Source organism: bacterium (genome assembly GCA_012517375.1).
Classification (GTDB): domain Bacteria; phylum Hydrothermota; class Tepidihabitantia; order B3-TA06; family B3-TA06; genus JAAYVC01.
Genome location: JAAYVC010000077.1, coordinates 1 through 24,602, shown reverse-complemented (window position 1 = coordinate 24,602; position 24,602 = coordinate 1). Strand labels below are relative to the sequence as shown.

Below are 24,602 nucleotides of genomic sequence, written 5' to 3'. Positions count from 1 at the left end.
CGCCCCTTTGAGAGTGAACATGAGGTAAGTTTAGAGATAGAATAACCAGTCAATGAAGAAGCGAAGATGAAGCGCAGTAACTGGACGACAGAGGAGAAGCTGGCGGTGGTACTTGAAGGATTGAACGGCAGGAAGTCGGTGTAGGATATATGCCGGGAACATGGTATATCGCAGACACTATATTACCGGTGGCGCGACAAGTTCCTGGAGGGAGCGAGGATGGGTCTTGAGAACGGGAGTTCTGACGATAAGGCTCACCGTTCGGAGGTAGAGCGACTTCAGAAGCTTATCGGCAAGCAGGCTATTCAGATAGAGATACTAAAAAAACAGAGGAGCTGGTGAAGGGACGTCGTGGGCGGTAAGGACACGGATTACACGATAGTGGACGCATGCCAGGCTCTGGGGTATCGCGGAGCCGGTATTACGCGTCGGGGAGTCCCCGTAAGACCTGCCGATCCGCTCCGACCATCGGGACAGCACTCTGTTAAAGCGGATCAAGGCTCTGAAGTTGGAGCGTGTTGTGAGTCCGGCGGTGAAGGATATCTGGCGAATGGTAGAGAGCTTTCTTCTTCTGATTGCTCCAGGTCGTTTTCCAGTGAGAGCCTGGAACGTAACGTTGACAGAATCCTCAAACCGACTAGTATTCGAGGTAAGTTATGAGAGTCTATCAGCGCAACCAACGCTGGTGGGTCGACTTCTCATACAACGGGAAAAGATACCGCAAGGCCGCTGGTCGGACCAAGCGGGATGCTCTTTTAAAACTTGGAATGATTGTCGAACGCATCAAGGCAGAGGATACTAATGAAATCGCTGCGACAGTACCGAGAACTTTTGGTGAATACGTCGTCGAATACTTTTCAATCATTAAAGCGGAGATGATTCCTGAAAACTACCGTCGCGCGAGCTACAAGATTAGGAACAATTGTCAAATCCTTCGGAAACAAGACACTCGATGGAATCACCACTATAATGATCGAACAATACAAGCCTCAGAGAAGATCGCAAGTAAAACCTGCGTCGGTGAATCGTGAAATAGCGCTTCTCAAGCGTATGTTTTCCAGGGCTATCGACTGGGGCTACATCCAGAAGAACCCGGCAAGCAAGGTAAAATTATTCAAGGAACCGCACGGGCGAATCAGATACCTGACCCTCGAGGAAAGAAGACTTCTTCTCGATGAATGCCAGGGAATGCTGAAGTCTATAGCATTACCGCTCTGGAGACCGGGATGCGAAAGGGTGAGCTGCAAAAACTCACCTGGGATGCGATTGATTTCGAACGCATGATCATCAAGGTAATCCAAACCAAGAACAACGAGTCGAGAATACTCCCGATAAGCAATACGCTCCTGCCCGTTCTTGACGATCTGTATATTCACAGAAAAGGTGAATTCATTTTTTCCAAGACAGATGGTTCAATCTACGGCAACTGGCATAAGGCTTTCGATACGGCTTTGACAAGAGTTGGCATAAAGGATTTCCGGTTTCATGATCTACGCCATACCTTTGCCTCATATCTTGTAATGGCAGACGTGAACATAAGAACCGTTCAGGTGCTCATTGGTCACAAGACGATTCAGATGACCATGCGGTATTCTCACCTTTCGCAGTCACACTTGCTCGATGCCGTCAACAAGATTGGCACAAAAATGGCACAATCCGAGGCCAAATCGTTCGACGATGTTCTAAGTTACGTAAATTCGTAACGGGGACGTAGCTCAGCTGGGAGAGCACCTGCTTTGCAAGCAGGGGGTCGGCGGTTCGAGTCCGCTCGTCTCCATCAGAGAATCCCAAGAAGTTGCTTGTGCAACTTCTTGGGATTCACATTCACAGAATCAACCCCTGCATCCCAAAGTCGGTCGTCATCAATTATCCGTTTCGACAATACTGAAGCTTTAAAGGATCGGATATTTTTGCCCGCTTGACAAATTCGATTTCCAGATTAAACTTAGTGTGGTCTAACATTTTTAATGGAGGCTAACATTGCAGTCTTAACTGAAGGTCTTGAAGACTACCTTGAATCCATTCTTCTATGCGAGAAGGATAAGAAAATCGTAAGGACAAAGCATCTTGCGGAAAGACTCAAGGTAAAGAGCCCGAGCGTGAATGCTGCCATTAAGGAGCTTTCAAGGCTGGGCTTGGTAAACCACGAGTCTTACGGACACATTGAGCTTACAAGAGAAGGGCGAACAAGGGCGGAGGTTGTATATACGCGGCACAAGGTCCTGTTCCGCTTCTTCAGCTCCACTCTGGGCCTTCCCGAGGGAGAATCCGAATCAACCGCTTGCGGCATTGAACACCATCTCGATTCAAGTGCATTGAAGAAACTGCAGAGCCTGCTTGAATTCATCGAAAGAAAAAGAAACTCCTCAAAAAAATTCGCGGCGGAACTCACCGAAGCTGTTGATAATGAATAAACTCAATCTTATAGAATTGACGCCTGGAGAAGAAGCAGTTATTATTGAAATACTTGGCGGACACGGTTTAAGAAAAAGACTTGAAGCATTGGGACTTAATGAGGGACAGAAAGTCAAGAAGCTGGGAAGACTCGGCTGGGGCGGACCTGTAATACTTCTAATCAACCGTGCACAGATAGCTATTGGACATGGCATGGCTCAGAAGATATTCGTTCAGGTTAACGGAAATGGTTAATGAAAACCGCAAAATAAAGAAAAAACATGCCGACATACTTCTTGTAGGGCAGCCGAACGTCGGCAAGAGTGTTCTCTTCTCCAGGCTTACCGGTGTAAGAACGGTGACATCTAACTACCCAGGCACCACAGTCGGATATACGGAGGGCAGGATGCGGTTCGCGAACGATAACTACGAAATCGTGGACGCGCCCGGTATATACTCTCTTGAGCCTTTGGATGATGCCGCAAGGGTTGCAATAGACCTAATTGATGATGCGAAGCGGATAATCAACGTAGTCGACGCTACCCATCTCGAACGGCAGCTTCCGTTGACTTTGGAGCTTTTAGCTCAAGGTAAGCCCGTGGTTGTCGCCCTTAATATGGCTGACGAGGCAAGACACAAAGGTATAGAAGTAAACGTCGGTGAACTCGCCAGAAGGCTTGGAGCGCCTGTAATACCAACTGTCGCGAGAACGGGGGAGGGGGTCAAAAGATTGATACTATCCGCGCTAGCTCTTGATCTGGATGAAAAAAATAAAAACGAGAAAGGGCATCCGGGACATCACCCGCACGTGGCGCACCATCAATCGGGTGAGGCGGCAAAAGGCCACAAGCATATATCTGAGCAGACGGTCTGGGCAAGAGTCGGCCATATTGTCGACGAAGTCCAGACACTTCACCACCATCATCATACATTCGGGCAATGGCTGGAAGACGTATCTGTTCATCCCTTCTGGGGAGCATTGTTCGCCGTTATAGCGCTTGCAATTTCCTTTTCTTTGATAAGATTGCTTGGAGAATTCCTGATATCGGGCAGCGTAGGCATTCTCGGCAAGCCCTGGTTTACGGTTCCTTTCGGCATAGAACCTCTTTTTGATGTAGCGCTTCGGCCGCTTTTGGTTAAACTTTCAAACTCTCTTGGTCATCAAGGATTCATCCACAATCTTCTGATAGGACATCTAGTAAATGGTCAAATTGACTTTAAGCAATCGTTCGGGCTCTTGACTACCGGGCTTTTTGTACCTCTCGGTATGGTTTTACCCTACATCACGAGCTTTTACCTTGTCCTCTCGCTACTTGAGGATACTGGCTACCTTCCCAGGCTTGCCGTTTTTCTCGATAGCCTCATGCACCGTATTGGACTTCATGGATATGCAATAATACCAACATTACTTGGCTTGGGCTGCAACGTTCCGGGCATCATGGCAACAAGGATACTTGAGAGCAAACGGCAGAGGTTTATAACCGCAACCCTCATCTCCATAGCGGTGCCCTGCGCGGCCCTTCAAGCGATGCTCATAGGCCTTTTGGGAGAGAGGGGAGCGGGTCCGGTGCTTCTTGTTTACGGAATACTTGTAGCCGTCTGGATTGTAATAGGTTTCATGCTTCGTTTGACATCAAAGGGTTTTCAGCCCGAGCTCCTGATTGAGATTCCTCCTTATCGCGTTCCTTCCTTCAGATCGCTTTTTTCAAAGGTATGGATGCGGATATGGGAGTTCCTTAAAGAGGCGATGCCGCTTGTCTTCGGAGTCATGATTGTTGTTAATCTTCTCTATCAGACTGATATCTTCGACTGGATAGCGAATGCAACGTCTCCGGTCGTCAACTTCCTTTGGGGTCTTCCAAAAGAGGCAATTGTGCCATTGCTTATGGGAATACTACGCAAAGAGATGGGTGCAGGGATGTTCGTACCGCTCGCTCTAACAACCAGGCAACTAGTTGTCGGAAGCGTAGTAATGTCCATGTTTTTTCCATGTATCGCAACTCTTGTAATACTCTTCAGGGAGCTTGGCTGGAAGGACGCCTTGAAATCTGCGGGAATTATGCTTGGAGCGGTTATTGCCGTTGGCGCTGCCGTTAATTTCATCTGGAAGATATTTGAAACTTGATTTTTGCTAAAAAAGGATTAGCATACATCATATAATCCAAACCTAAGGAGAATTATGAAAAGATTGACCGCTGTTTTTGCGGCGCTTACAGTCAGCCTCTTAGTGTCTGGTTGCAGCACTAAGAACCTCGACGAGAAGCTGGATGCCGAGTACTCGCTGTCAAAAGGCGAGTGGAAAAGAGCGCTTGTGGATCTTGAAAATGTCGTAAAAAAGCAGGAGAATGCAAGAAAAGTGCATGATGAGCAGGATTCAGTGCTGGCAAAGTTCCCCCTTTCGACCGAGGATAAAGCCGCTCAAGCCAGACACAAAGCATGGTTTGCAGAATACGAAAAAACCCTTAATGAAGCAAAAACCTGGATGAATGATGCAAGCTCGCTCGAATCAAGGCACATCTCTATGGAAGCCGCGCACGATACCTCGAAGGCTTCGAAGATACGCGCTGATCACGAATTGATGCTTAAGGATGTTGGCGAGGCTTTGACGAAGACCAACGAGTACATATCAAGGCTTAACGCTTCGGATTCTACAATAGAAACGTTCTTCTCCGACCACGCCAGGTTCAATCAAAAGTACGGTGTCCCTTCGATGCATGGAGTAATACCGCCTACCAAGAGAGGAGGCTGAGTAAATACCCATACTCTAGAGAGACAGCTAATGATGACATGACTTTGAGGCATATCGAAGAATTAAAGTCCATATTCAATGAGAGGGTTTCCCTATTACCGGAAACCCTCTCCAGATATTCCCACGATGAAACGAGCAATATCAACGCTCCGCCCGAGGCGGTCTTTTTTGCAGAATCCACGTCAGATGTCTCAGCATTGCTTAAATATTGCAGCGAAAACCAAATACCCGTGACGCCGAGGGGAGCGGGTACTGGTGTTTCAGGAGGCGCGCTTGCAGTCAAGGGCGGGGTAGTTCTTACATTGGAACGGATGAATCGAATACTTGAGATAGATAAGGACAACCTGATTGTTGTTGTTCAACCGGGCGTAATTACGGGCGAGCTGCACAAAGCGGTGGAAGCGGAAGGTCTTTTTTATCCTCCGGACCCTGCCTCACTTGAAAGCTGCTCTATAGGCGGCAACGTCATCGAAGGTGCGGGAGGTCCGAGAGCTATAAAGTACGGAACCACTAAAGACTATGTTACCGGGCTCGAGTTTGTCACCGCTGAAGGCGAAGTAATAAGGGTCGGAGGAAAGCTTCGCAAGAACGTTACAGGCTACAACATTATCGGAATCATGATTGCATCCGAGGGCACGCTGGGCGTTGTTACCGAGATTACGTTAAGGTTGCTGCCTCTCCCTGCTTACAGAACCGATCTTCTCATACCTTTCGATAGCTACGGACAAGCGGCAACCGTTATCGGGTTAATCCATAAAACCGGCGTAATTCCTGCCGTGATGGAATTCATGGAGCGGCGCGCACTCGAGGTTGTTGAAGCATACCTCGAATCAAGACTGCCCGTTCAGGGAGCCGGAGCATATCTTATGGTGGGTCTTGACGGTTCTGACAAGGAAGCGGTCGAGCGCGACTATGAAAGAATCGGTACGCTCTGTGTTGAAAACGGAGCGCTTGACGTTTTTGTCGCCGAAAGCAAGGATATGAAGCAGCGTCTGTGGAAGACGCGACGCTCGCTCCACGACGCGCTGCATCATCTTTCGCCTGAGATGGAACGCGAAGACGTTGTTGTACCCGTTGCTTGCATAAAGAATCTTCTGGATGGCGTCGATGATATTCGGCGCAATTCTAACGTTGAGATTGTCGCTTTCGGGCACGCAGGCGATGGAAACGTTCACGTAAATATCCTTAAAGGGAAACTGGAGGATAATGTCTGGGATAAGGAAAGGGAGCGGATTCTTTCAGATCTCTTCAGGCTCGTAATATCTCTCGGCGGGACCCTTTCCGGCGAGCACGGCATCGGGATAGTAAAAAAGAAATATCTGCCGCTAGTTGCATCAGAAGCCGAACTCGCTCTGTACGGACGTCTCAAGAAGACTTTTGACCCCAACGGTATTCTCAATCCTGGAAAAATCATATAAATTACCCCAAACAGATGCTTCGTTTCTTTTTGGGTTCCCTGCAAAAACGTCTCGCGATTTTACAGGGTGTAAAAATAAGCCCGGCTTGTCGCCGGGCTTTAAGTGGGTATCTTTGCCCTGAGGCAGACCCACTCACTTTTAAGGTTACGTTTATTCTAGGGCAGAAATCCCCCTCGTCAAGGTTGTTCTCCTTGCATATTTTAAGTCTTTTCTTAACGAAGTATGTGATCTATGTAATCAAGGAATCTTTTCATCAGAGAGAATTTCTTTATCCATATCCTTTGCGATTTTCTTCTTTTTTCTGAAACCGGGCTTTTCCTCTTTCTTTTCCGACCACCTGATACCCTTCATTGGCCTGGGATGTTTTGGTTTTTGCTTGATGGTTTTCTTCTCTCCGGGTTTCTTGCTTCTGGACACAAACTTCCTCAACTTCTAGACTATTTCAATCTCACCCTTGAACACGATAGCGGTTTCGCCTCCAAGCATCACGTCTGAAATATCATTATCCCTCACATTGAAATCAACATTTAACGCTCCGCCCGGGAAGTCAAGTTTCACAGGAGGCTTGAATCCGCGAGTTATGGCGAGTACTGCCGCCACTGCGACCGCTCCTGTTCCGCATGCAAGCGTTTCAGACTCGACCCCGCGCTCATAAGTCCTGACAGAAACCTTACCGTCTTCGAAGACCTGGACGAAGTTAACGTTGGTTCCTTTGGGAGCGAAATACTTATGATATCGAATTTGACTTCCAATATCAATTACGTCAAATGTTTTAACGTTGTCAACGAAAACGACTACATGAGGGACACCGGTGTTCACAAAATGCATAGGGAAGAAGAAATCCGGCAGGGATATATTCAGTTTAAGCTCTGCAGGGTTAGGAAGAGATACAGAAGGGTTTCCATCTGAAATAAGACCTTGATGCACGCCTGCATCCGATATGAACTTCATCTCCGATGGCGCTATTCCTTCTTTCCATGCGTAAAGAACCAGGGAGCGAGCGCCGTTTCCGCAGAACTCGGCGCGTGAACCGTCGGCATTGAAATATACCATGCGGAAATCGTACCCCGGCTCCTTTCGAACGAGCAGAATTCCATCCGCTCCTACACCTTTGCGTCTGTTGCATATCGAAGGTGCAATGCGCGCAAAAAATTCGTCCGGCTGTTCGGGATGTTTGAAGACCACAAAGTCGTTTCCGGCTCCGTGAACTTTAGCAAAATCAAGCTTCATTGGTAAATAATACCTCAAGATTGACAAGGTGTCAATAAAACAGATGGTTCCCTCATAAGCTCTGCCATTCGGACTAGAACTTTTCCCGCTCTATCCTTGGTTTCCTCTCGCCTTTCTTCTTTTAGATAATCCTCTAATTCCTTTTTTGCAGTGTCCAAATTCCTTCTGACCATCTCTTCGTCGAGCGGTTTTTCGGCAGTCAGCTTCAATGAACCCTCCCTTCCTCCTTCGGCTATGTACCAGTCCTTGAACCATGTGAATCCCAGGCCAAAGAGCTTGAATCCAAGTCTTGAAGCAATCGCTGGAGTTCCCGAAATCAGTTCTTTTCTCGTTTTCCAATCCTGCCAGTATTCAACATGGAGAATGTCGCCGCATCCGAGGAACCTTGAAAAGAAAGTAAGAACGCCGTCCTCTACGTCGGAGTCAAAATAATCGCTTAGAGAATTTCCGAGCTTGATTTCAGGTTCAATATTGTAAAGCTCTATGTAGTTGTATAATCCCTTTCTCCCAGACGCTACCGCAACATCCATCAAGCGATAGCTGCCTGCCGTCACTCTTTTCTCTATAATACCCATAGCACTCATACCTGTAATACCACCAGCTATAGGTGCTTGGGAACCGCCATCAATCTTAATGATTACATGCTTGAAGATTCCTAACACTTGATCCGTTATCGTTATTTCATGAGCGGTAAGCAGTGATGTCTCCTACTAAATATATAGTGATTGTAAATGCTTTGTCAAGCCCGGCATGGCTTAATCACCTTCCCGGACTCACCACGGAATAGGAGGAATTAAGCTTTTACTATCTTTTCTTTGCCTTGCTTGATTGCTGATGTTGCGTTGCGCGTGTCAACAATCAGTTTGGCATATTTGACAACCTTGGCGTAATTGACGTTGTCGTGATCGGTCGCTATCAGCACTACGTCGTAGCGGGCAATGTTCTTAGGCGTAAGCGCAACGCTTGTCATATCGAATTTATACTTGCGGGTTGGCGGCATCTTAGGGATATAAGGATCGTGATAATCGACCTTTGCGCCTTTGTCTGTGAGTATCTCGATGAGCCTGAGCGACGGCGACTCGCGCATATCATCGACGTTCTTCTTGTATGCGAGTCCTATAATTAAAACCTTCGAGCCTTTTAAAGCCTTGCGGCGTTCATTGAGCGCCTCCATAATCTTTCCGACAACCCAGCGCGGCATCGCCGTGTTTATTTCGCCTGCTAGCTCGATGAATCTCGTGGGAACCTCGAACTCGTGAGCCTTGTAAGTGAGATAAAACGGGTCTATAGGAATGCAGTGTCCACCAAGACCAGGACCTGGGTAGAAGGGCATGAATCCGAAGGGTTTGGTTGACGCTGCCTTGATTACCTCCCACACGTCAATTCCCATTGCGTCGAGAATGATCTTAATCTCGTTAACGAGTCCTATATTAACGCCTCTGAAGGCATTTTCGAAGATTTTCGTGGCTTCGGCAGCTTCCGCGCTAGTTACTGGCACTGCCTTTTCGAGCGCAGCCTCGTATAAAGCGACCGAAAGCTCTAAGCTTTTCTTCGAGTTCGCGCCTACAACCTTCGGGATGTTCTTTGTGTTGTACAATGGGTTGTTTGGGTCCTCACGTTCAGGCGAGTAAGAAAGCCAGAAATCCTTGTGAGCCTTTAGACCCGAACGCTCCTCAAGTATAGGCCGCATTATATCCTCCGTTGTTCCTGGAAATGATGAGGATTCAAGCACTACAAGCTGACCCTTTACAAGATGCGGTCCGATTTGTTCTGCGGTGCCAGTAACAAACGAGAGATCAGGCTGGAAATGCTCGTCAAGGGGGGTGGGTACAGCCACTAAAAGGGCATCCGATTCCGGTATTTTTGTAAAATCAGCGGTTGCCTCGAGTAATCCGGCGGAAACCGCCTTCTTTATCCTTGATGCAGGAATATGCTTAATATAGGTTTTGCCTGAATTAAGCATCCGGGGTTTCGCTTCATCAATATCGTATCCTATGACCTTAAAGCCCTCTTCCGCAAATGTGAGGGCAAGCGGAAGACCTACGTATCCCATTCCGACCACTCCTATAACAGCCTTCTTTTCCTTAATCCTTTGAATTGTGAGCATCAAGACTCCTTTGCAAGTAAGATGTAATCCTAATCAATCAGACGTAAAAATCAACTATGCTTGACTTTACATACCCTAACGCCTAAAATACGCCACAAGGAGGCTTGCGTGAAAAGAATCGTTTTTGTCGCAATCATCTCAGCCGGGTTTCTGAATGCAGCCCGTGACCCTCTGGACGAAGTCCTTGCAAAAGGAGGACTTAACCGTTCGGACGTCAACTTCGACAGGGAGTTGATGGATCTTTACGGCGGCGGTACATACAGCCTAAGGTTGTTCAACCTTCTGGCGAATCGGCCCCTAGAAATACCTGAATATAACAAATTATTCATTCATCAGTTGCTGGAGGGAACACCGAGCGTCGCAACGGGGGTATTCTTCGCATCCATGCGCACGGACGAATCTGTTAGACGCGGTTTGATCTCCCATCCTGTATCTGGATTCAAAGAAGGAATTAAGGAGGATTATCCGAAAATAATATCCGCGCTCGACCGCCTTAACCAGGTCGCAGGGAAAAAGAATGTGATTTACGATTACGAGCTCCCTCAAATGCCTTCCGAACTGGACGAGGCCCTGGCCGTTCTGCTGCTTGCATCTGCCCAGTCAATCGAGTGCCGCAATCTTGCCTTCCGTCACTTGTCAAAAGACGAGCAGGCATCACTCCGGGAGAAGGTGCTTCAATATGTCACAGATGATACGGCGATGACGGCGGAAGGCTCCTACTTTGTCGAAGATTGTATAGGCAGGGTGGAGTATTCGATAATGTACGCCGGTTTAGAGGATCTCGCGCTCGTCCTCGACTCTATTGTGCCTTTTATCGATTCGCTCAAGTCAGAGCTTCCTGAGTTCGAGTTCGCGACGCCTTTCGGGAAGGTCAGAATATCGGGCAATGGAGACGACTTGTATCAAAACGAAGATTATCTGCTTTTGATTGAAAAGGGGGGCAACGACCACTATGCTAGAGCGGGAACGAATCCAGATTTCGAGCACCCCGTAAGCGTCGTGATAGACCTTTCCGGGGACGACGGATATATGAACGAATCCTTTGAGCCGGCAATAGCTTCAGGAATAATGGGTGCAGGTTTCATCATCGACCTGCACGGGAACGACCTTTACCTTTCAAACGGTCCAGGAATAGGCGCAGGCGTTTTCGGGCTCGGTCTCATATACGACCTTGAAGGCAAGGACAACTACGACGGCTTCGCAAACTGCGAGGGAGCGGGCGTCTTTGGTGCAGGCGTCCTTGTGGACATAGAGGGCGACGATACATATCGCGGTTTCCGCGGCATCCAGGGCTATGGTTTCACGAAGGGATGCGGTCTTCTCTTGGACCTAGCCGGCAACGATTTCTACATAGCCCGCAACGACTCCCTGCCTTTTGCGTCGCCCCAGACGCCGGACCATAACGCCAACATGGCTCAGGGTTTCGGGTTCGGCAAAAGAGCGGACTTCACCGACGGAAAATCGCTTGCCGGCGGGGTTGGAGTGCTTGCAGACGGAGGAGGCGACGACATCTATGATGCAGGCGTTTTCAGCCAGGGCGGCGGCTACTGGTACGGGGTGGGTATTCTCACGGACAAGGCGGGGAGCGATATGTATTCAGGCGTCTGGTACGTGCAGGGCGCGGCAGCCCATTTCGCAGTAGGTATCCTTGACGATGTCGAGGGTAATGACGGGTATACGGCTGAGATGAATATGGCTCAGGGTGCGGGTCACGATTTTTCAGTGGGCTATCTTTACGATGAATCCGGCGACGATACGTATAATGCCCCGAATCTGTCCCTGGGCGGAGGAAACGCAAACGGTTTCGGCATCTTCTGGGACGGTAAGGGAGACGATATTTACAACGTGGCGGCTGCGACCACCCTGGGGCTTGCAAACATAGGCTCACGCGGCGGAATCAGAGACCGCTGCCTTTGTTTGGGATTGTTCATGGATACTGGAGGCGGCAAGGATGCCTACCCGGAGAATAAGAAAGCCAGCAATGGCAAGTGCTGGTTTAATCCTGGACTCGATACATTGAAACCAATTTCTAAAGAAATAGGAGCAGGTATTGATGAATAGTGAATTCTGCCATGCGGGTCCCCACAAGAAAGAGAAGCTTTGTTGTGGGGTGAAAACAGGAGTCGGTCTTGACAAGTAGAGTAACTCCTCTTTGCGAATCCAAAAACCGCTCAAGAAAAAAATCGCTTAAGTGCGACTATCCGAGTTTCTGGAAGGATTCATCGGTGGCATTCCTTCTTTCCTTGCTGCTTGCGGGATGCGCTCCGAGAGGGACGGAAAAGTCCGTAGCATCACCGAGGGTTGAAGAGATTAAAGCTGACAGCCTTCTTGCGCTAGGACAATACTGGAAAGCGCTTCCTTACTACCGCGAGGCGCTTGAACACTATAAGGAATCCGAACAAGGAATGCGGGTAAGGGCGAAACTCTACAGGGTTTTCTATGAATCGCGGGAATGGGATTCGGCATTCGTTTATGCAGATGCTCTTCGTTCCACCGTCTGGCACGATTCCCTCAAGAACAAGGGATTATGCTACTTCAGGGCTTCAAGATTCAGGGAGATACTTTCCCTTAAGGATGCTTCTCCCATGCTCAGGGCCGAGTCCGCCTTGCTTCTGGGCTTGGATGACACCGCGGATGTTCTGTATTCTGAAGCCGAAAAAATCCTTGGCGAGGTGGCGCGCGGCAGAAGGGCCGAAATATATGCAAAGACTGAAAGAAAGGATTCGGCAATCACTCTCCTCAGCACGCTAAAGCGCCCCACACTTGCCCAAAAAAGGCTTCTTGTCCAGCTTCTTTTCGAGAAGCAGGCCTACAGCGAGCTTCCAGGAGCGATTGCGGTTCTCTCTGGGGAAGCGGAGCGTCTAGAGGTTTTGATAAGGCTTTACGATATGGTCGGTGATGAAAAGAAGAAGCGCAGAACCCAGATAGAACTCATGAGAGTGGCTCCATGGTCTCCGGGAGCGATTGAAGCGGCAAAATCCCTGCTGCCCCAGGATGCCGAGGAAAGCTTTCTTCTTGCAAAATCCTACGCCGCGATAGACGGTTCGAGGGCGCTTTACCTCTTCGAGGATGCCGAGAATAGGGGGTATTCTAAAAAAGAATGCCGCTGGGAGCGCAGTCAGCTTCTCTATAATCTCAAGCGCTATGACGAGGCTCTTACGCTTCTGAAGGACCTTGAATCAGACGAGGCAAAGTTCCTGCTCGCAAAAGTCTTTACTGCGAAGGGAAGCGACGCCGAGGCCATGAACGTTCTTGAGGATGTGGCTGCAAACTCCCCGAACCGCGCTAACCGGCAGGAGGCATGGGAACGTCAGGCAACCATCCTGCAGCGCAAGGGTCTCAATAGACAAGCCGCGGAGCTTGCCGCAAAAGGCGCAAGTGCCCTCGGAGACGGGGAACTCGGACAGCGCGCCCTGGTACTGTGGCTGGCTGAGCACGATACCGTGATGGCGTATCTCGCGCTTAAGGGTGGGGTCCCGCTTGACGCTGATGCTGCGATGTTTTTCCGAATACGCATCCATCCTGATTCCGCAGACTGGATTCTTTCGCGACTCGAAGCCAAGGACCCCTTCTCCTACTATTCCCTGTCCGTAAGAGGAGGCCTGCCCGATGCCCCTCTACTCCAGGCATGGTTCAGAGAAATAGGCGATACGACGCTCACTCTCAAGACGGCCGAGGATTCAATACTCGAGCGCCAGGCATTCATGCTTGCCGAAGCCGGTTTTTTTAACGACGCTTCGTCCATGCTCAAGCTCATAAAGGACCCCCCTTTGCCTCGCGTGTATGCGTGGGCTAAAAAATTCTCCGAGCTGGGTTCTGACAACAATGCCATCGACTGGGCCGAGATACTTCTCAAGGAGGCGCGCAATAGGGGCGTAAGAACAAGACCACTGGAGGTTCTCAGGCTTCAGTATCCGGTATGCTATGCATTACAGATAGAAAACGAGGCTGTTGATACCGCTCTCTTTCTATCCCTTACCCGGCAGGAGAGCTGGTTCAATCCCGAGGCGCGCTCGCCAGCAAATGCCTATGGCCTGTGCCAGCTTCTTCTGGGAACAGCCCGAGGCATGGATGCGACAATGACGGTCGATTCCCTCCTCAAGGCAGACGTCAGCATCAGACTAGGCGCACAGTTCCTGAAGAAAATGCAGGGTAGCTTCGACGGCCGCAAGGTCGCATATCTTGCGGCGTACAATGCAGGACCTGGCGCCGTGGCAGGCTGGGTAAGATATCTGCCTGAGGATGATGCCCTATTTGCAGAACTCATTCCTTACGACGAAACCCGCAGCTACGTCAAGCAGTTAATAAAGGGCGAGATTATCTACCATTCTCTCCTAAATCAGAAAGGCGAGCGTCGCTCGCCTTTCTGAAAGGTTCTGCCCCGGACAAACTAATCTACTCGTTAGTTTCCTGGCCGTCATCAGGAAGGGTTTCGCCTTCCTCATAGACTATGTAGGGGAATCCGAACGCGAACGCGGAATACTCCGCAGCAGGGTCATAAGAGAGCGTGCCCGCATAAATTAGATCGATTCCCGCATGGCGTACGGAAATCTTTGCCAGAACATTATCCTCTCCAATCTTCCATGTGCCTTTGTGAACCCATGTGCTTTCCTTCTCGAACGGTTTGCGGTTAGGCGGTACTGCTTTTGCCTTATTGAAGTTGCGGCCGTGATGCAGATAGCACCATCCTGTATCGTCAGCGTTAAGCTGTTTTGCAGTCACCGTTACGGTTACGGTATCATCCTTTCTGAGCCATGGCAGATCATCGACGCTTATGAACTTGGTCGGGTCGTCCATCACAAATGTTTCGCCTGACGGCGATGAGCTTACCTCTATTTTCTCAATCTCCACCGGATGGCTGGCGCCGGGGGTCCACAGCTTGGCTGGCTGGATATTTTCAATAACCCAGCGGTTCTTTGCCGCGTTCCATTTGAGGGTTACCTCGCGGTACATGGTGTCTGCTATCGGTCTCGAAATCGTATCGAGAATGCTGTTTCCCGGAATCGTATCGATATAGATTCTGCCCGTGATGCTTCTGGATATTGAAGCCCATGCAGAGTCGCCTTCTACTTTAACTGTCACGACTCGAGTCGCGTAGGTGAGCTTTCTTACCCACTTTGAAGGTACCGTGTCCGGATACAAAGAAACCGACCAGCCTGGCGCTCCGTTGGGATTATCGCTTGCGTCGTCGGTTATGCCGTCTGAACCTTCGCCTGAAAAGTACGAGCTTATAAGCAGGTCCTTGATGAGCTCTTCATCGTTTCTGAACCGGTCGCAGCCGACGAATCCGGCCGCAATCAAGATTGCGACGGATAAAAAGATAACGGGTTTTTTCATGCTATTTCTCCTGTTTTTTTGTTTTATCTGTCATCCCTTCCTCTTACCTGGTCTATCAGTCTTCTGATTTCGCGCTCGAACTCCACCTCGAAGATGATGAATCTTGCCTGCTGTTCGGTCGATAGAACGGCGAGAATCTCGTTTCTCAATTCACGAACCCGCGCTTCATGATTTTGCTCCCTGGACTTCATTCTTTCGATTATCTCCTTGAGCTTTGCTTCCGCGGGCTTCGATTTCGCGAGTTCGTCGCGCAGCAGCTTAAGGTCGGATGCCTGGTCGTCGAAATACTTCCTCATCAGGGAGTCGCGTTCATTCAGCTTCGGTATGATGGACGCCAGCTGCTGGTCAGTGAGATTCAGCGCCTTCTGCATCTTCACAATCCGTATGGCGGAGATCATCTCCATTGCCTTTCTTCCATCGCGCATCCCCCCCATCATGGGTTGACCGTATAGATTCGCGGAAAAAAACACCGCCAAAAGAAAAACTATTCTTTTCATAAAGATCCTTCCATGTTCTTTGATTGTTCTGCAAGCAAAGATATTAACTGCTCTTCCTCATCCTTCTCGAGTTCACCCAAATCGGAATAAATGTTTCTTTGCGTCCTCGATTCGTATTCAATTAAATCATTGCGGAAGGTCGAGTCCTCGTTCATAAGAAGCATTGCGAGTTCTGAACCCTCGCTCGGGGTAAGTGTATCGGAGGCTACAACGACCCAGTCTCGTTCGTTTCCAGGGATTGAACTCCTATTGCCTGCATCGCCGCCGAAAATTAGCACGAGAAGCGTAGCCGCCGCTGCAGCAAGCGGGACCAGCGCCCATCGCCATAAAGAGAAATGCCTGATCCTGGGCGGGTTCCACTCAATCCTGCTGAACCTAGCGGGAGCATGTATCCTTGAAAGAGCCAGCGAAGACTTGAGGCATTCGAGTTCCTTCCGGCATTCCTTGCATCTTTTCAAATGCGCCTCAACCTCGAGTCTTTCTGCCTTATCAAGATCGGCGTCCAGATAACGCACGAGCATTATCCTGAATTTCTTAACGCTCATCGACGAACCCCTTGAGCGACTCGCGAAGTTTCAATACGGCATGATGATAACTCGCCTTTACGGCGCCCTCGGACAAGCCAAGTATCTCCGCTATCTCCGCGTGCGGGCGTTCTTCCTCGTAGCGCATATGAAACACAGCCTGCTGTCTTGGCGGCAGAGATTGTATGGCGGCCTCAACCGCCTTTTTGAGCCGGGTATTTCTCGAAGAGGAGCGCGGGGTCGATGACGATGATTCGGATTCGATATCCCGTTCCACCAGGCGATTGCTCGATTTCTTACGGATAATGTTAAGGATGTGATTTGTGGCGATTCTGTAAAGCCATGTCGAGAACTGAGAATCGCCCCTGAAGCGGGTTAAGCCTTTATACGCCTTCACGAATATCTCCTGTACTGCGTCCTCGACATCGACCCTGTTGTGAAGCATTCTCCATGCAAGAAAAAAGAGCCTTTTCTCGTATTTGCGGACAAGCAACTCGAAAAGTTCTCCGTCGCCTTTCTGTACTCGCTCGATGATCTCATAATCTTGCATTCCTCATTTCCTTTTTGACACCTCTTGGTTCAAAAGGTTTAAGGTGAAAACACCGTCTGTACTCAGATAATAGATGATTATGCTTTAATGTCAAGAGGAGTTGACAAAGGCTGCGAATGCGGTTATCCTTTTGCATTATGCAGGGCGTAATCATTTTATCGCTGTTGGGGCAGTTTTTTGACCCAGTCGGGGCTTTCGGTTATGAAAAGAGCTATGGCGCAGCCTGTGCGGACGTAGATCGCAACGGCAGTTACGATGTTGTCGTTGCGTCGGATTCAGGCATAGTCTATTACCGGAACATAGGAACCGGCAGTTTTGAAGCACCGAAAAAACTTGCAACACAAGTTGTCGCAAGAACCGTTCTCGGAGGTGATTTGGATGGTGATGGGGATATCGATTTCTTTGTGGGTACAGATACCGAGGATTTTCTGCTTCTAAACTCCGGCGATGACATCAATTTCGAAGAGTTGAGCGGGTATTTCGACGCCGACACATCAAGAGCCGCGGCTTTAGTTGATTTTGACCTTGACGGTGACTTGGACATATTTGTAGCAGGCGATACATCAAAGCTTTATATAAACGATGGCGGGTCATTTTTCGCCGTTGGTAAGTTTCCTAAGGGGTATGCCGTTTCCTTTGCGGACTACAATAACGACGGATTTGCGGATTTTGCTCTTTCAGGCGCGGATAGCGTATATTTCTATCATAATGCTGGAGCAGGCTTGTTTACAAGAGATGCGGCTGTCCAGGTTTCGACGCCGGGAGGCTTATGCTGGTTCGACAGGGAACCGGATAAGAATCTCGACCTCGCCGTTGCAAGTTTGACCAGCGTCAACTCGCTAATCCAGCCCTCGGCAGGTTTTTCAAGGACGAACATAGGGGTCGAATCCGAACCAAGCATGGCTATCGCTGCAGGCGATTTCGACGGCCAACCTGGCGTAGACCTTCTTGTTGTCAATTACGGCGATGAATCTCGCATCTACCACGGACCGTTGCTTGAAACATCGGCAGACGACACTGTCTCCTATGGAACCATGTACGCCGTCTCGGTCGCTACGGCCGACCTTGACAAAGAGAGAGGAATGGATGCGGTTGTGGTCGGAGCAGGGGGGAATGCGCTTTTCAGGAATACTGTATCCAGACAGAACAGGGTGTTCGTCAACGTAAAGGGTCGGGCCGACAAGGTGGCAGGCCTTTCAAATACCATAGGGGCCGGAGCCAGGCTGGAACTCTGCGATAAAGGCATCATCAAAGAATTCTGGGAGATTGCCGCAGGTTCCGGCCAGTCCGGTCAGGATGCGCCTCAGCGGTGTTTCCCCATATCCGATCCTGATAGTGTTCTTCTCCTCGTTCGCTGGCCGCGTTCCGGAGTTCTTGATTCCATACCATTCCAATCTTTGAATCTCCCTGCTGTAATAAACGCCTACGAAGACATTACGCCTCCTCTTCCTCCCCAATCCCTTACGCTCTACCCCCCGCACGACACCTTAAACTGGTCCAATGTCGATTCAGTAAAGTTCTCATGGAAGGAAGCTCAGGATCCCCTTGGAAGCGGCGTAAAGGGCTACAGCGCCTTGTGGAGTCTTGATACCAGCGACGTGCCCGACGGCATAATCAGCGCTTTCGATACCATCGGTTACTTCAAGGCCGGCTGCGAGGGAAGATACTGTTATTTTCTGCTCTCGTCAGTAGATTCCGTAGGAAATATCTCTCATCCGGCAAGGTATTCCCCCCTGAAGCTCGATTTCACCAAGCCTTTAGGGATTACTCAGATAAGTCCGAGTTCAGGTGCCTACATCAATGATACCTTTGTCAGTTATACCTGGAAGAGGGGGCTCGATGCAACCTCAAGAATAAGAAATTACCATGTCGAGACATCCGACCGATCTAACTATCTGGTCGTTCTGGATTCTGCAACCTTGCCCGCGCCTGCGGGCACTGACACGCTCGTTTTCCACCAGTCCCTTAACAAACTCCCCGAGAGCAAGGAATCCTGGTACTACTGGAGGGTTATAACTGCCGATTCTGCGGGAAACTCGGACACCATACCGAACGACAGCTTCAAGATAGACATCACCCAGCCTCATGTAACAAGCGTGTATCCGCCCGACGGAAAGGATTCCGTTTCACTCAGACCTACAATCCTCATCACTTTCAGCGAACCTATGTTTGCGGCGGATTCCTCGGACAAGAAATCGGCCACAAATACGAGTCACTACGTGGTGCGAACTTTCGATCCCTTAAAGGAGTACAAGTTTTACGTTGAGCAAATCAACCCTTCAGTATTCAAACTAAACCTTCTTGAGAAGCTGCCCGGATCCTCGCTGACGATGGTCGAAGTGAACCCGACCGTTTCAGACAGGGCAGGCAACAAACTCGTCTCGACGTATTCATGGAATTTCACTACAGGCGAGGATGACGATATGCTTGGACCTTTGATAGATTATGCCAGATTCAATCCGAGCCCGACAAAAGGCGAGAAAAAAATACAGGTGAGCGTGCGGACGAGCGATTCCCTGCAGGGCGGCAGTCCGATACTGGGCTGTTCATACTGGATAGATGACGATACGACAACACATACGATGAAAAGCGACGATTTCAAGTATAAACTTACCGTAGTCTGCTATGATACCCTTTCACTCGACAGTTTTCCTCTTGCCTTAGGTCAGCATCAATTCAAATTCCAGTCCTTTGACGGTTCAGGCAATAAGAGCGGTTTCTTTTACAGTACGCTCGAGGTTACGTCCTCGCCTCCTCCCCTGATAGAAATCGAGATTCTTAATGACGACACATTAAGGATAAAGGTAGGCGATACCCTTAATTTAAGGATAGTTACTACCCAGCCGCTTAAGGATCTGTGGATTAGCCTTCTTTGTTCTGATAGCGTTTACCACCTTCAAAGGTACTTTGCTCCGGGCCCTGTGGAGTACATGTTATTCAATGCACCCCTTGAGGGTTTTCCCGCAGGACAGGTTAAGATAGAAGCCCAGGGCCGCAGTGAAGAAGACACTCTTGTCTATGGACAAGGAACAAGATTTTTTAATCTTAATAGCATACCGCTTTTGACCGATGAACGGACTTTTGCCGCGCCTAATCCTGCTTCAGGCCAGATGGGCATCTACTTTATACCGGGCGAGGATGTAAGAGCCAGTCTGAGAGTGTTTACGATAGACGGCCAGCTTGTATGGAGTCCTATCGATATCGAGAATGCAATCAGAGGCAGCCGTTCGGTCTTCCTCACGGACGTTTCTCAATGGCCTGTCGGCATTTATTTCTATGTAATAAAGGTTTCGCACGTTGACGGCCGCAGTTCCGCAGTCAGGAAGGCGTTCGCTGTAGTAAGATGATGCTTTTCCTGCTTTCACTCTTTGCAGTCCCGTCTACCGGCGTTCGTGAACTCTTGATACCTTCATACCCCGGATGCGCTGTCTACGAGGAAGCCCTTACTGCTTCCTCTCTTGCCTGCGCTTTTCTTTCCAATCCCTCTCTCGTTGTAAAGACTGCGTATCCCTATGTTTCCGCTACGCATACGGAATGGTTCGCCGGCGCTAGAAAGGAAAGGATAGACGCCCTACTTCCATATACATGGGGCACTTTAGGAATCGGCGTATCTGGATTTCATGTCTGGGATTTAGAGCACCGGGCTGGTCCTGATTCAGTACCGGAGTTATTCTCGGCGTACAATACAGGACTTGAATTGCGTTACGGCCGAAGCATCGGCAATCTTTCGCTCGGAGCCTCTGTAAATGCATTCCTTGAGCACATATACAACTATTCCGCAGGAGGAGTAAGCGGTTCGTTAGGTGGAAGCTACAGATTGAAACCCTTCACGTTCGGTTTGTCCGTACTCAACATAGGTCCGGGCGTAAGATTGAACACGGAAACTTCGGCGTTGCCTTTAAGGGTGCAGGCGGGCGTTTCGTGCGCGATTCAGAATCTTTGCGATATAAGTGCGGGCTCTGCATGGTCTCCGGACAGCGCCCTAGGCGCATTCGATTTCTCTCTAGGCGCGGGAGCTACATTCTTCAAAGTGCTCAGGCTCGATATCGGCGGGGGGTACGGCGCTCATCCTCACGCAGGCGCAGGTTTGGCGCTGAAAGTCAAGGATTTGGAGGTTGCATACTCGGCATCCCTCAGACCGTCAATAGGCTTTTCGCATCATATAGGCATTCAATTAACGCTTCATCCCCCCCAGAGGGAGGACCCCATCGTAACAAGGATGATTCAAACCTCGCAGGCGTTCGTAGAGATTGGCAAGAGGGATTTATTAAACAAGGACTATTCCCACGCGCTTGCCCAGTTTGACCTTGCTCTTGTATGGTATTCAGACAACGAGGAAGCCCAGAAGGGTTACAATGAAGCTTTGGAAAAAGAACATCAGAGACAGATTAACCTTCATCTTGAGGCGGCAAGAAATTACAGGGAGGAGGGCAGCTATCTCGATGCACTGAGGGAGTACGAGTACGTGCTTTCACTTTCGTCCGATAACGCCATGGCTCTCTCAGGCAGAGCGGATATGATGCTGAAACTCAATGAAACTCCCATCTTAACCATGACCGACATACCCGAGGAGGCGGTAAGATTCTTTGAGGCGGGTGTCGAAGCGTTCAGAAAGGATGATTTTTCAAAGGCTTTGAACTACTGGCAGGAGATAAGCGCAAGCTATCCTTACATAGAAGAGATAGCTCCGTACATTAAGCTTGCTTCCGAAAGAAGGGACAATCAGGTGGACAGTCTGACGCTTCTTGCATACAACGCGCGCGAACGCGATGCATTGAGGCAGGCGCTGAATTATACGGAAAAGATTTTATCAATCGCCCCTACAAACAATGTTGCTCACACCATGCGCGAAGAGCTGACCTCCCTCATCCACCGCAGGGTTTCGGATTCGCTTGAAAAAGCGCTCGAATACTTTGATTCGAGGAGGTTCGAACTTGCAGCCGAAACCTTCAATAGTATCCTTACCCTCGAACCGACCAATACCATCGCGGCCCGATATCTCGAAAGGATTCAGAAGGAGCAGAAGCTTGGACGCGAGCAGCTTGCTTCGCTTAACGTAAGCGCAGCGAGCGCATACGCTCTGGGCGACTTCGACACCGCAATAAGGATATGGGAGCAGATTCTTGCCATAGATTCTACCTTCACAAACGTGCAGAGGAACCTGGAGAGGGCGAAGAACAAGAAGGCCCTTCTCGGAGAGCCTTGACAATCCTTGAATGGGTTTTAAAATCTATTATCATAATCGCGAGGTGAAAAATGAAAAAAATAACCTTTGTGGCCTTTTTGCTGCCCCTTGTGTTTGCTGCATGCAACCAGGGACCTGATGCTCCAGTGCTCATAAGTCCAGATAACGGCTCCGTGCTCTACAAGGGAATACCCTTCTCGTGGAACCAATCGCCTGGAGCTACCAGCTACAGATTCGAGATAGGCACGGACGGCGTATTTTCAACAATAGTAGTATCCAGGGAGCTTGCCGGAACTTCCTGCGAGTTGGACGACAGCGAATACAGCCTGTTTCAGACCGAGTACCCCTACTATTGGCACGTGTACGCCATAGCTGATGGAGTAGAGGGACCCGAGTCCAGCGTCCGCTGGTTTACGCTTGGAGGAGGAAAGCCTTGAGGCTTAGGCCCTCCTCGCCCTCCTCGCCCCCTTTTCCCTCCCGGCCCTCCTCGATCTTTACAGGTTTTGCCATGTTGCTCACCGTTCTCCTCATAGGGTGCGGCTCATCCGCAGATGTTCCCTCACTTGCCTATCCCGGTGACGCCGATACGCTTTCCGGCACCCAGGTAACTTTCTCATGGAGCGCGGTTGAATCCGCCGCCCTGTACCGCATCGAGATAGCCTCCGACAGCTTCTTCATGAACCCAGCCGTAAGCGCCGACACTATCTCCTCAACTTTCTTTTCGGTAGACTTCAGTTTCGGCGGACCGCTCGAGGGACAGCGATTTTATTACTGGCACGCAGCCGCCTACGTTGAAGGCTGGTCGGCATGGTCTGAGACCCGCAGCTTCTACAACGCGAACGTAAACCCGCCGGGGAATTAGAGCTTAACCATTCCGAGAGGAGGCGAAATGAGAGTAGAGCATTCGCCGTTTCTTACCCTTCTTGTATTGGCGCCTTTTTGTGCCTTTGCGGGCTGGGTAAAAGCATACGATGAGACTCGGGGAATTCCCGATTTCGAGATTTCTCAAGATGGGGGATATGTTTTAATAAGTCAAACAACCGAGCTGGACACCGCCGTGAACTTGTGCATTATCAAAACAGATACACTCGGCAACAAGATTTGGGAAAAACAATACCCATGCAGCCAATACGTAGAAGCCCATTCGATCAAAAGAACTTCGGATGAAGCATACATAATTTCTTTCTTTGTTCAGTCCAGCGATAGTACTAATGGCAGATGGCTTTTGAAAATCGATGCTCAAGGCGACACAATATGGTCAAGGTTCTTCAAAGGTGGTTACGTTTTTCAAGTTGCTGAAACAAACGACTCGAATTATATAGCAACCGGGGAATGCTCCGATTCGAATATAAATAAATTATGGCTGGTCAAAGTTAATCAACAAGGAAAGACCCTTTGGGAAAGAACGTTAGATCGCAGCGATAGCTCCATAAATAATGGTTATTCGCTTTATCCTATAAGTGACGGCGGGTGTATTGTCGGCGGACGTACCGACCTCAAGATAAAGGATTTTCCTCACTATAAACAAGACATCTGGCTTCTCAAATTTGACAAAAACGGGGACACCATTTGGACTAAAACATATGGTTACGCTGACGGTTTTCAAACTTGGGGATATGGCATAACGTCGATTCTGCAAACAGAAGATAAAGGGTTTTTGTTTATCGCACATAGAAATTACGGGATTGGGAAATTCGATTACGATGTCTGGCTTGTCAAAACCAATCCAGTAGGAGAAACCTTATGGACGCGGACCTTTGGTAATGGTCCCCTATCAGATCAAGATGAAGCCCTATCCTTAAGACATACTTCTGATGGCGGATATATAATAGTAGGTGATACAAGACTGGCGGGGAACATTCTCATTTCCGCCTGGCTCATAAAAACCGATTCAAACGGTGACAGTCTTTGGGCAAGAACGTATGACTGGACAGGCTATGATGTAGCTACACAAGTCAGGCAAACTTCTGATGGGGGTTATATTTTAAGTGCTTGTAAATACATTTTTTGCGATACGTGCTTGTATTACTTTTCCGGTCTGCTCCTTAAAACTGATTCTTTAGGTTACGTCGGTATCTCCGAACCGCCTTCAACACCCCCTCCTTCCCATGAATTCGAGATATCCAACCCTATAGGAAGCTCGATAACCCTGCGCTACTTTGACTGCCCGAACGGTTTCCGGGCCTCCGTCTACGACGCAACGGGACGCAAGGTGGACGAACTTTCCACCCCAAACCAATCCGGGGTCTTGGTTTGGGGACCCAGCCAGAATCCAGGGGTGTACTTCGTCGTTGCTGAGGGTTCTAATCTCAAGTCGACAAAAGTAGTACTGGTGAGATAGGGGGTTACCCCGAGCGTACGAAGCAGGCTTGTGGGGTATAAAGTAGTGCTGGTAAGATAGGAGGGTCCCCAAGAAGGCGCGAAGCGACTTCTTGGGGTACAGACACCCCCACCCTACCCTCCCCCATCGAGGGGGAGGAAACGGTTTCTCCCTCCCCTGGTGGGAGGGAATTGAAGGGAGGGGGATGGAGAGGCCTCATCGGGCCACATCCCTCTCCCTCCGGTATGAAGTTTACGCTCTCGAAGAGCGTTGGGTGAGGGCAACGTGGCG

General features: G+C 49.4%; 23 protein-coding genes, 1 tRNA gene and 1 pseudogene. 17 read left to right on the top strand and 8 right to left on the bottom strand.

Annotated features, from left to right (window positions below):
- The first annotated feature begins 147 nt into the window (after positions 1–147).
- The 10 genes and pseudogenes from GX441_08440 (at position 148) to GX441_08395 (ending at position 6,561) form a co-directional block, all read left to right on the top strand.
- Positions 148–342: pseudogene (locus GX441_08440) on the top strand (transposase).
- 314 nt (positions 343–656) lie between these two features.
- Positions 657–1,031, top strand: coding sequence for a hypothetical protein (locus GX441_08435; protein NLI98668.1), 375 nt, complete (start codon positions 657–659; stop codon positions 1,029–1,031).
- The gene (locus tag GX441_08430; GenBank protein ID NLI98667.1) at positions 1,021–1,284 is read left to right on the top strand and encodes a hypothetical protein; all 264 of its coding nucleotides are present in this window, start codon (positions 1,021–1,023) and stop codon (positions 1,282–1,284) included. Before GX441_08435 ends, GX441_08430 begins: the two co-directional genes overlap by 11 nt.
- Positions 1,227–1,703 (top strand): site-specific integrase, encoded by a 477-nt coding sequence (locus GX441_08425; GenBank protein ID NLI98666.1) that lies wholly within the window; start codon positions 1,227–1,229, stop codon positions 1,701–1,703. The genes GX441_08430 and GX441_08425 overlap by 58 nt, the downstream gene beginning before the upstream one ends.
- A 1-nt stretch (position 1,704) precedes the next feature.
- Positions 1,705–1,777, top strand: a tRNA-Ala gene (locus tag GX441_08420).
- Positions 1,778–1,979: 202 nt separating this feature from the next.
- The gene (locus tag GX441_08415) at positions 1,980–2,414 is read left to right on the top strand and encodes a metal-dependent transcriptional regulator (protein NLI98665.1); all 435 of its coding nucleotides are present in this window, start codon (positions 1,980–1,982) and stop codon (positions 2,412–2,414) included.
- Positions 2,407–2,649 carry a ferrous iron transport protein A gene (locus GX441_08410; GenBank protein NLI98664.1) on the top strand — a complete coding sequence of 81 codons (243 nt, stop codon included), beginning with the start codon at positions 2,407–2,409 and terminating at the stop codon, positions 2,647–2,649. The genes GX441_08415 and GX441_08410 overlap by 8 nt, the downstream gene beginning before the upstream one ends.
- Complete coding sequence (feoB, locus tag GX441_08405; GenBank protein ID NLI98663.1) at positions 2,642–4,519, top strand: ferrous iron transport protein B; 1,878 nt, start codon at positions 2,642–2,644, stop codon at positions 4,517–4,519. The genes GX441_08410 and feoB overlap by 8 nt, the downstream gene beginning before the upstream one ends.
- A gap of 54 nt (positions 4,520–4,573) precedes the next feature.
- Positions 4,574–5,143 carry a hypothetical protein gene (locus tag GX441_08400; protein ID NLI98662.1) on the top strand — a complete coding sequence of 190 codons (570 nt, stop codon included), beginning with the start codon at positions 4,574–4,576 and terminating at the stop codon, positions 5,141–5,143.
- Positions 5,144–5,181: 38 nt separating this feature from the next.
- A complete protein-coding gene (locus tag GX441_08395; GenBank protein NLI98661.1) occupies positions 5,182–6,561 on the top strand; it encodes an FAD-binding protein in 1,380 nt (459 codons plus the stop codon).
- A 237-nt stretch (positions 6,562–6,798) separates the two neighbouring features.
- Here GX441_08395 and GX441_08390 read toward each other — a convergent pair whose 3' ends face one another.
- The 4 genes from GX441_08390 to GX441_08375 all read right to left on the bottom strand — a co-directional run bounded on the left by GX441_08390 (position 6,799) and on the right by GX441_08375 (position 9,898).
- Positions 6,799–6,978, bottom strand: a complete 180-nt coding sequence (locus tag GX441_08390; protein ID NLI98660.1) for a hypothetical protein — start codon at positions 6,976–6,978, stop codon at positions 6,799–6,801.
- Positions 6,979–6,993: 15 nt separating this feature from the next.
- Positions 6,994–7,791, bottom strand: a complete 798-nt coding sequence (locus GX441_08385) for a diaminopimelate epimerase (protein NLI98659.1) — start codon at positions 7,789–7,791, stop codon at positions 6,994–6,996.
- Positions 7,792–7,805: 14 nt separating this feature from the next.
- On the bottom strand, positions 7,806–8,375 hold the full coding sequence (locus tag GX441_08380) for a DUF1122 family protein (GenBank protein NLI98658.1): 570 nt from the start codon (positions 8,373–8,375) through the stop codon (positions 7,806–7,808).
- A gap of 209 nt (positions 8,376–8,584) precedes the next feature.
- Positions 8,585–9,898 carry a nucleotide sugar dehydrogenase gene (locus tag GX441_08375; GenBank protein NLI98657.1) on the bottom strand — a complete coding sequence of 438 codons (1,314 nt, stop codon included), beginning with the start codon at positions 9,896–9,898 and terminating at the stop codon, positions 8,585–8,587.
- A gap of 108 nt (positions 9,899–10,006) precedes the next feature.
- Between GX441_08375 and GX441_08370 the strand changes: the two genes are divergently transcribed.
- Together GX441_08370 and GX441_08365 are read left to right on the top strand one after the other, a co-directional pair.
- Positions 10,007–11,959, top strand: coding sequence for a hypothetical protein (locus tag GX441_08370; protein NLI98656.1), 1,953 nt, complete (start codon positions 10,007–10,009; stop codon positions 11,957–11,959).
- 68 nt (positions 11,960–12,027) lie between these two features.
- The gene (locus GX441_08365; GenBank protein NLI98655.1) at positions 12,028–14,268 is read left to right on the top strand and encodes a lytic transglycosylase domain-containing protein; all 2,241 of its coding nucleotides are present in this window, start codon (positions 12,028–12,030) and stop codon (positions 14,266–14,268) included.
- Positions 14,269–14,293: 25 nt separating this feature from the next.
- On the opposite strand, the gene GX441_08360 is transcribed toward GX441_08365, so the two are convergent.
- Genes GX441_08360 through GX441_08345 form a run of 4 tightly spaced genes read right to left on the bottom strand, consistent with a single transcriptional unit; the run spans position 14,294 to position 16,806 of the window.
- Entirely contained in the window at positions 14,294–15,235 is a 942-nt protein-coding gene (locus GX441_08360; GenBank protein NLI98654.1) for a hypothetical protein, read from the bottom strand.
- Positions 15,236–15,258: 23 nt separating this feature from the next.
- A complete protein-coding gene (locus GX441_08355; GenBank protein NLI98653.1) occupies positions 15,259–15,732 on the bottom strand; it encodes a hypothetical protein in 474 nt (157 codons plus the stop codon).
- Positions 15,729–16,277 (bottom strand): hypothetical protein, encoded by a 549-nt coding sequence (locus GX441_08350; GenBank protein ID NLI98652.1) that lies wholly within the window; start codon positions 16,275–16,277, stop codon positions 15,729–15,731. The genes GX441_08355 and GX441_08350 overlap by 4 nt, the downstream gene beginning before the upstream one ends.
- Positions 16,267–16,806, bottom strand: coding sequence for a sigma-70 family RNA polymerase sigma factor (locus tag GX441_08345; GenBank protein ID NLI98651.1), 540 nt, complete (start codon positions 16,804–16,806; stop codon positions 16,267–16,269). Before GX441_08345 ends, GX441_08350 begins: the two co-directional genes overlap by 11 nt.
- Before the next feature lie 137 nt (positions 16,807–16,943).
- Here GX441_08345 and GX441_08340 point away from each other — a divergent pair, with 137 nt between their 5' ends.
- The 5 genes from GX441_08340 to GX441_08320 all read left to right on the top strand — a co-directional run bounded on the left by GX441_08340 (position 16,944) and on the right by GX441_08320 (position 24,332).
- Complete coding sequence (locus GX441_08340) at positions 16,944–20,153, top strand: hypothetical protein (protein ID NLI98650.1); 3,210 nt, start codon at positions 16,944–16,946, stop codon at positions 20,151–20,153.
- Entirely contained in the window at positions 20,150–22,012 is a 1,863-nt protein-coding gene (locus GX441_08335) for a hypothetical protein (protein ID NLI98649.1), read from the top strand. The genes GX441_08340 and GX441_08335 overlap by 4 nt, the downstream gene beginning before the upstream one ends.
- A gap of 50 nt (positions 22,013–22,062) precedes the next feature.
- Positions 22,063–22,428 carry a hypothetical protein gene (locus GX441_08330; protein NLI98648.1) on the top strand — a complete coding sequence of 122 codons (366 nt, stop codon included), beginning with the start codon at positions 22,063–22,065 and terminating at the stop codon, positions 22,426–22,428.
- Positions 22,429–22,499: 71 nt separating this feature from the next.
- Positions 22,500–22,853: a hypothetical protein gene (locus GX441_08325; GenBank protein NLI98647.1), complete on the top strand. Its 354-nt coding sequence runs from the start codon at positions 22,500–22,502 to the stop codon at positions 22,851–22,853.
- Between the two features lie 27 nt (positions 22,854–22,880).
- Positions 22,881–24,332: a T9SS type A sorting domain-containing protein gene (locus tag GX441_08320; GenBank protein NLI98646.1), complete on the top strand. Its 1,452-nt coding sequence runs from the start codon at positions 22,881–22,883 to the stop codon at positions 24,330–24,332.
- Positions 24,333–24,602: the final 270 nt, after the last annotated feature.

Excerpts from the sequence above, each read along its gene's own strand:
- GX441_08350 (NLI98652.1), bottom strand. The coding sequence starts at position 16,277 with ATGAGCGTTAAGAAATTCAGGATAATGCTCGTGCGTTATCTGGACGCC.
- GX441_08320 (NLI98646.1), top strand. The coding sequence starts at position 22,881 with ATGAGAGTAGAGCATTCGCCGTTTCTTACCCTTCTTGTATTGGCGCCT.
- GX441_08355 (NLI98653.1), bottom strand. The coding sequence starts at position 15,732 with ATGAAAAGAATAGTTTTTCTTTTGGCGGTGTTTTTTTCCGCGAATCTA.
- GX441_08345 (NLI98651.1), bottom strand. The coding sequence starts at position 16,806 with ATGCAAGATTATGAGATCATCGAGCGAGTACAGAAAGGCGACGGAGAA.
- GX441_08395 (NLI98661.1), top strand. The coding sequence starts at position 5,182 with ATGACTTTGAGGCATATCGAAGAATTAAAGTCCATATTCAATGAGAGG.
- GX441_08400 (NLI98662.1), top strand. The coding sequence starts at position 4,574 with ATGAAAAGATTGACCGCTGTTTTTGCGGCGCTTACAGTCAGCCTCTTA.
- GX441_08330 (NLI98648.1), top strand. The coding sequence starts at position 22,063 with ATGAAAAAAATAACCTTTGTGGCCTTTTTGCTGCCCCTTGTGTTTGCT.
- GX441_08435 (NLI98668.1), top strand. The coding sequence starts at position 657 with ATGAGAGTCTATCAGCGCAACCAACGCTGGTGGGTCGACTTCTCATAC.
- GX441_08360 (NLI98654.1), bottom strand. The coding sequence starts at position 15,235 with ATGAAAAAACCCGTTATCTTTTTATCCGTCGCAATCTTGATTGCGGCC.
- GX441_08380 (NLI98658.1), bottom strand. The coding sequence starts at position 8,375 with ATGAGTGCTATGGGTATTATAGAGAAAAGAGTGACGGCAGGCAGCTAT.
- GX441_08385 (NLI98659.1), bottom strand. The coding sequence starts at position 7,791 with ATGAAGCTTGATTTTGCTAAAGTTCACGGAGCCGGAAACGACTTTGTG.
- GX441_08410 (NLI98664.1), top strand. The coding sequence starts at position 2,407 with ATGAATAAACTCAATCTTATAGAATTGACGCCTGGAGAAGAAGCAGTT.
- GX441_08335 (NLI98649.1), top strand. The coding sequence starts at position 20,150 with ATGATGCTTTTCCTGCTTTCACTCTTTGCAGTCCCGTCTACCGGCGTT.
- GX441_08325 (NLI98647.1), top strand. The coding sequence starts at position 22,500 with ATGTTGCTCACCGTTCTCCTCATAGGGTGCGGCTCATCCGCAGATGTT.
- feoB (NLI98663.1), top strand. The coding sequence starts at position 2,642 with ATGGTTAATGAAAACCGCAAAATAAAGAAAAAACATGCCGACATACTT.
- GX441_08425 (NLI98666.1), top strand. The coding sequence starts at position 1,227 with ATGCGAAAGGGTGAGCTGCAAAAACTCACCTGGGATGCGATTGATTTC.
- GX441_08375 (NLI98657.1), bottom strand. The coding sequence starts at position 9,898 with ATGCTCACAATTCAAAGGATTAAGGAAAAGAAGGCTGTTATAGGAGTG.
- GX441_08340 (NLI98650.1), top strand. The coding sequence starts at position 16,944 with ATGCAGGGCGTAATCATTTTATCGCTGTTGGGGCAGTTTTTTGACCCA.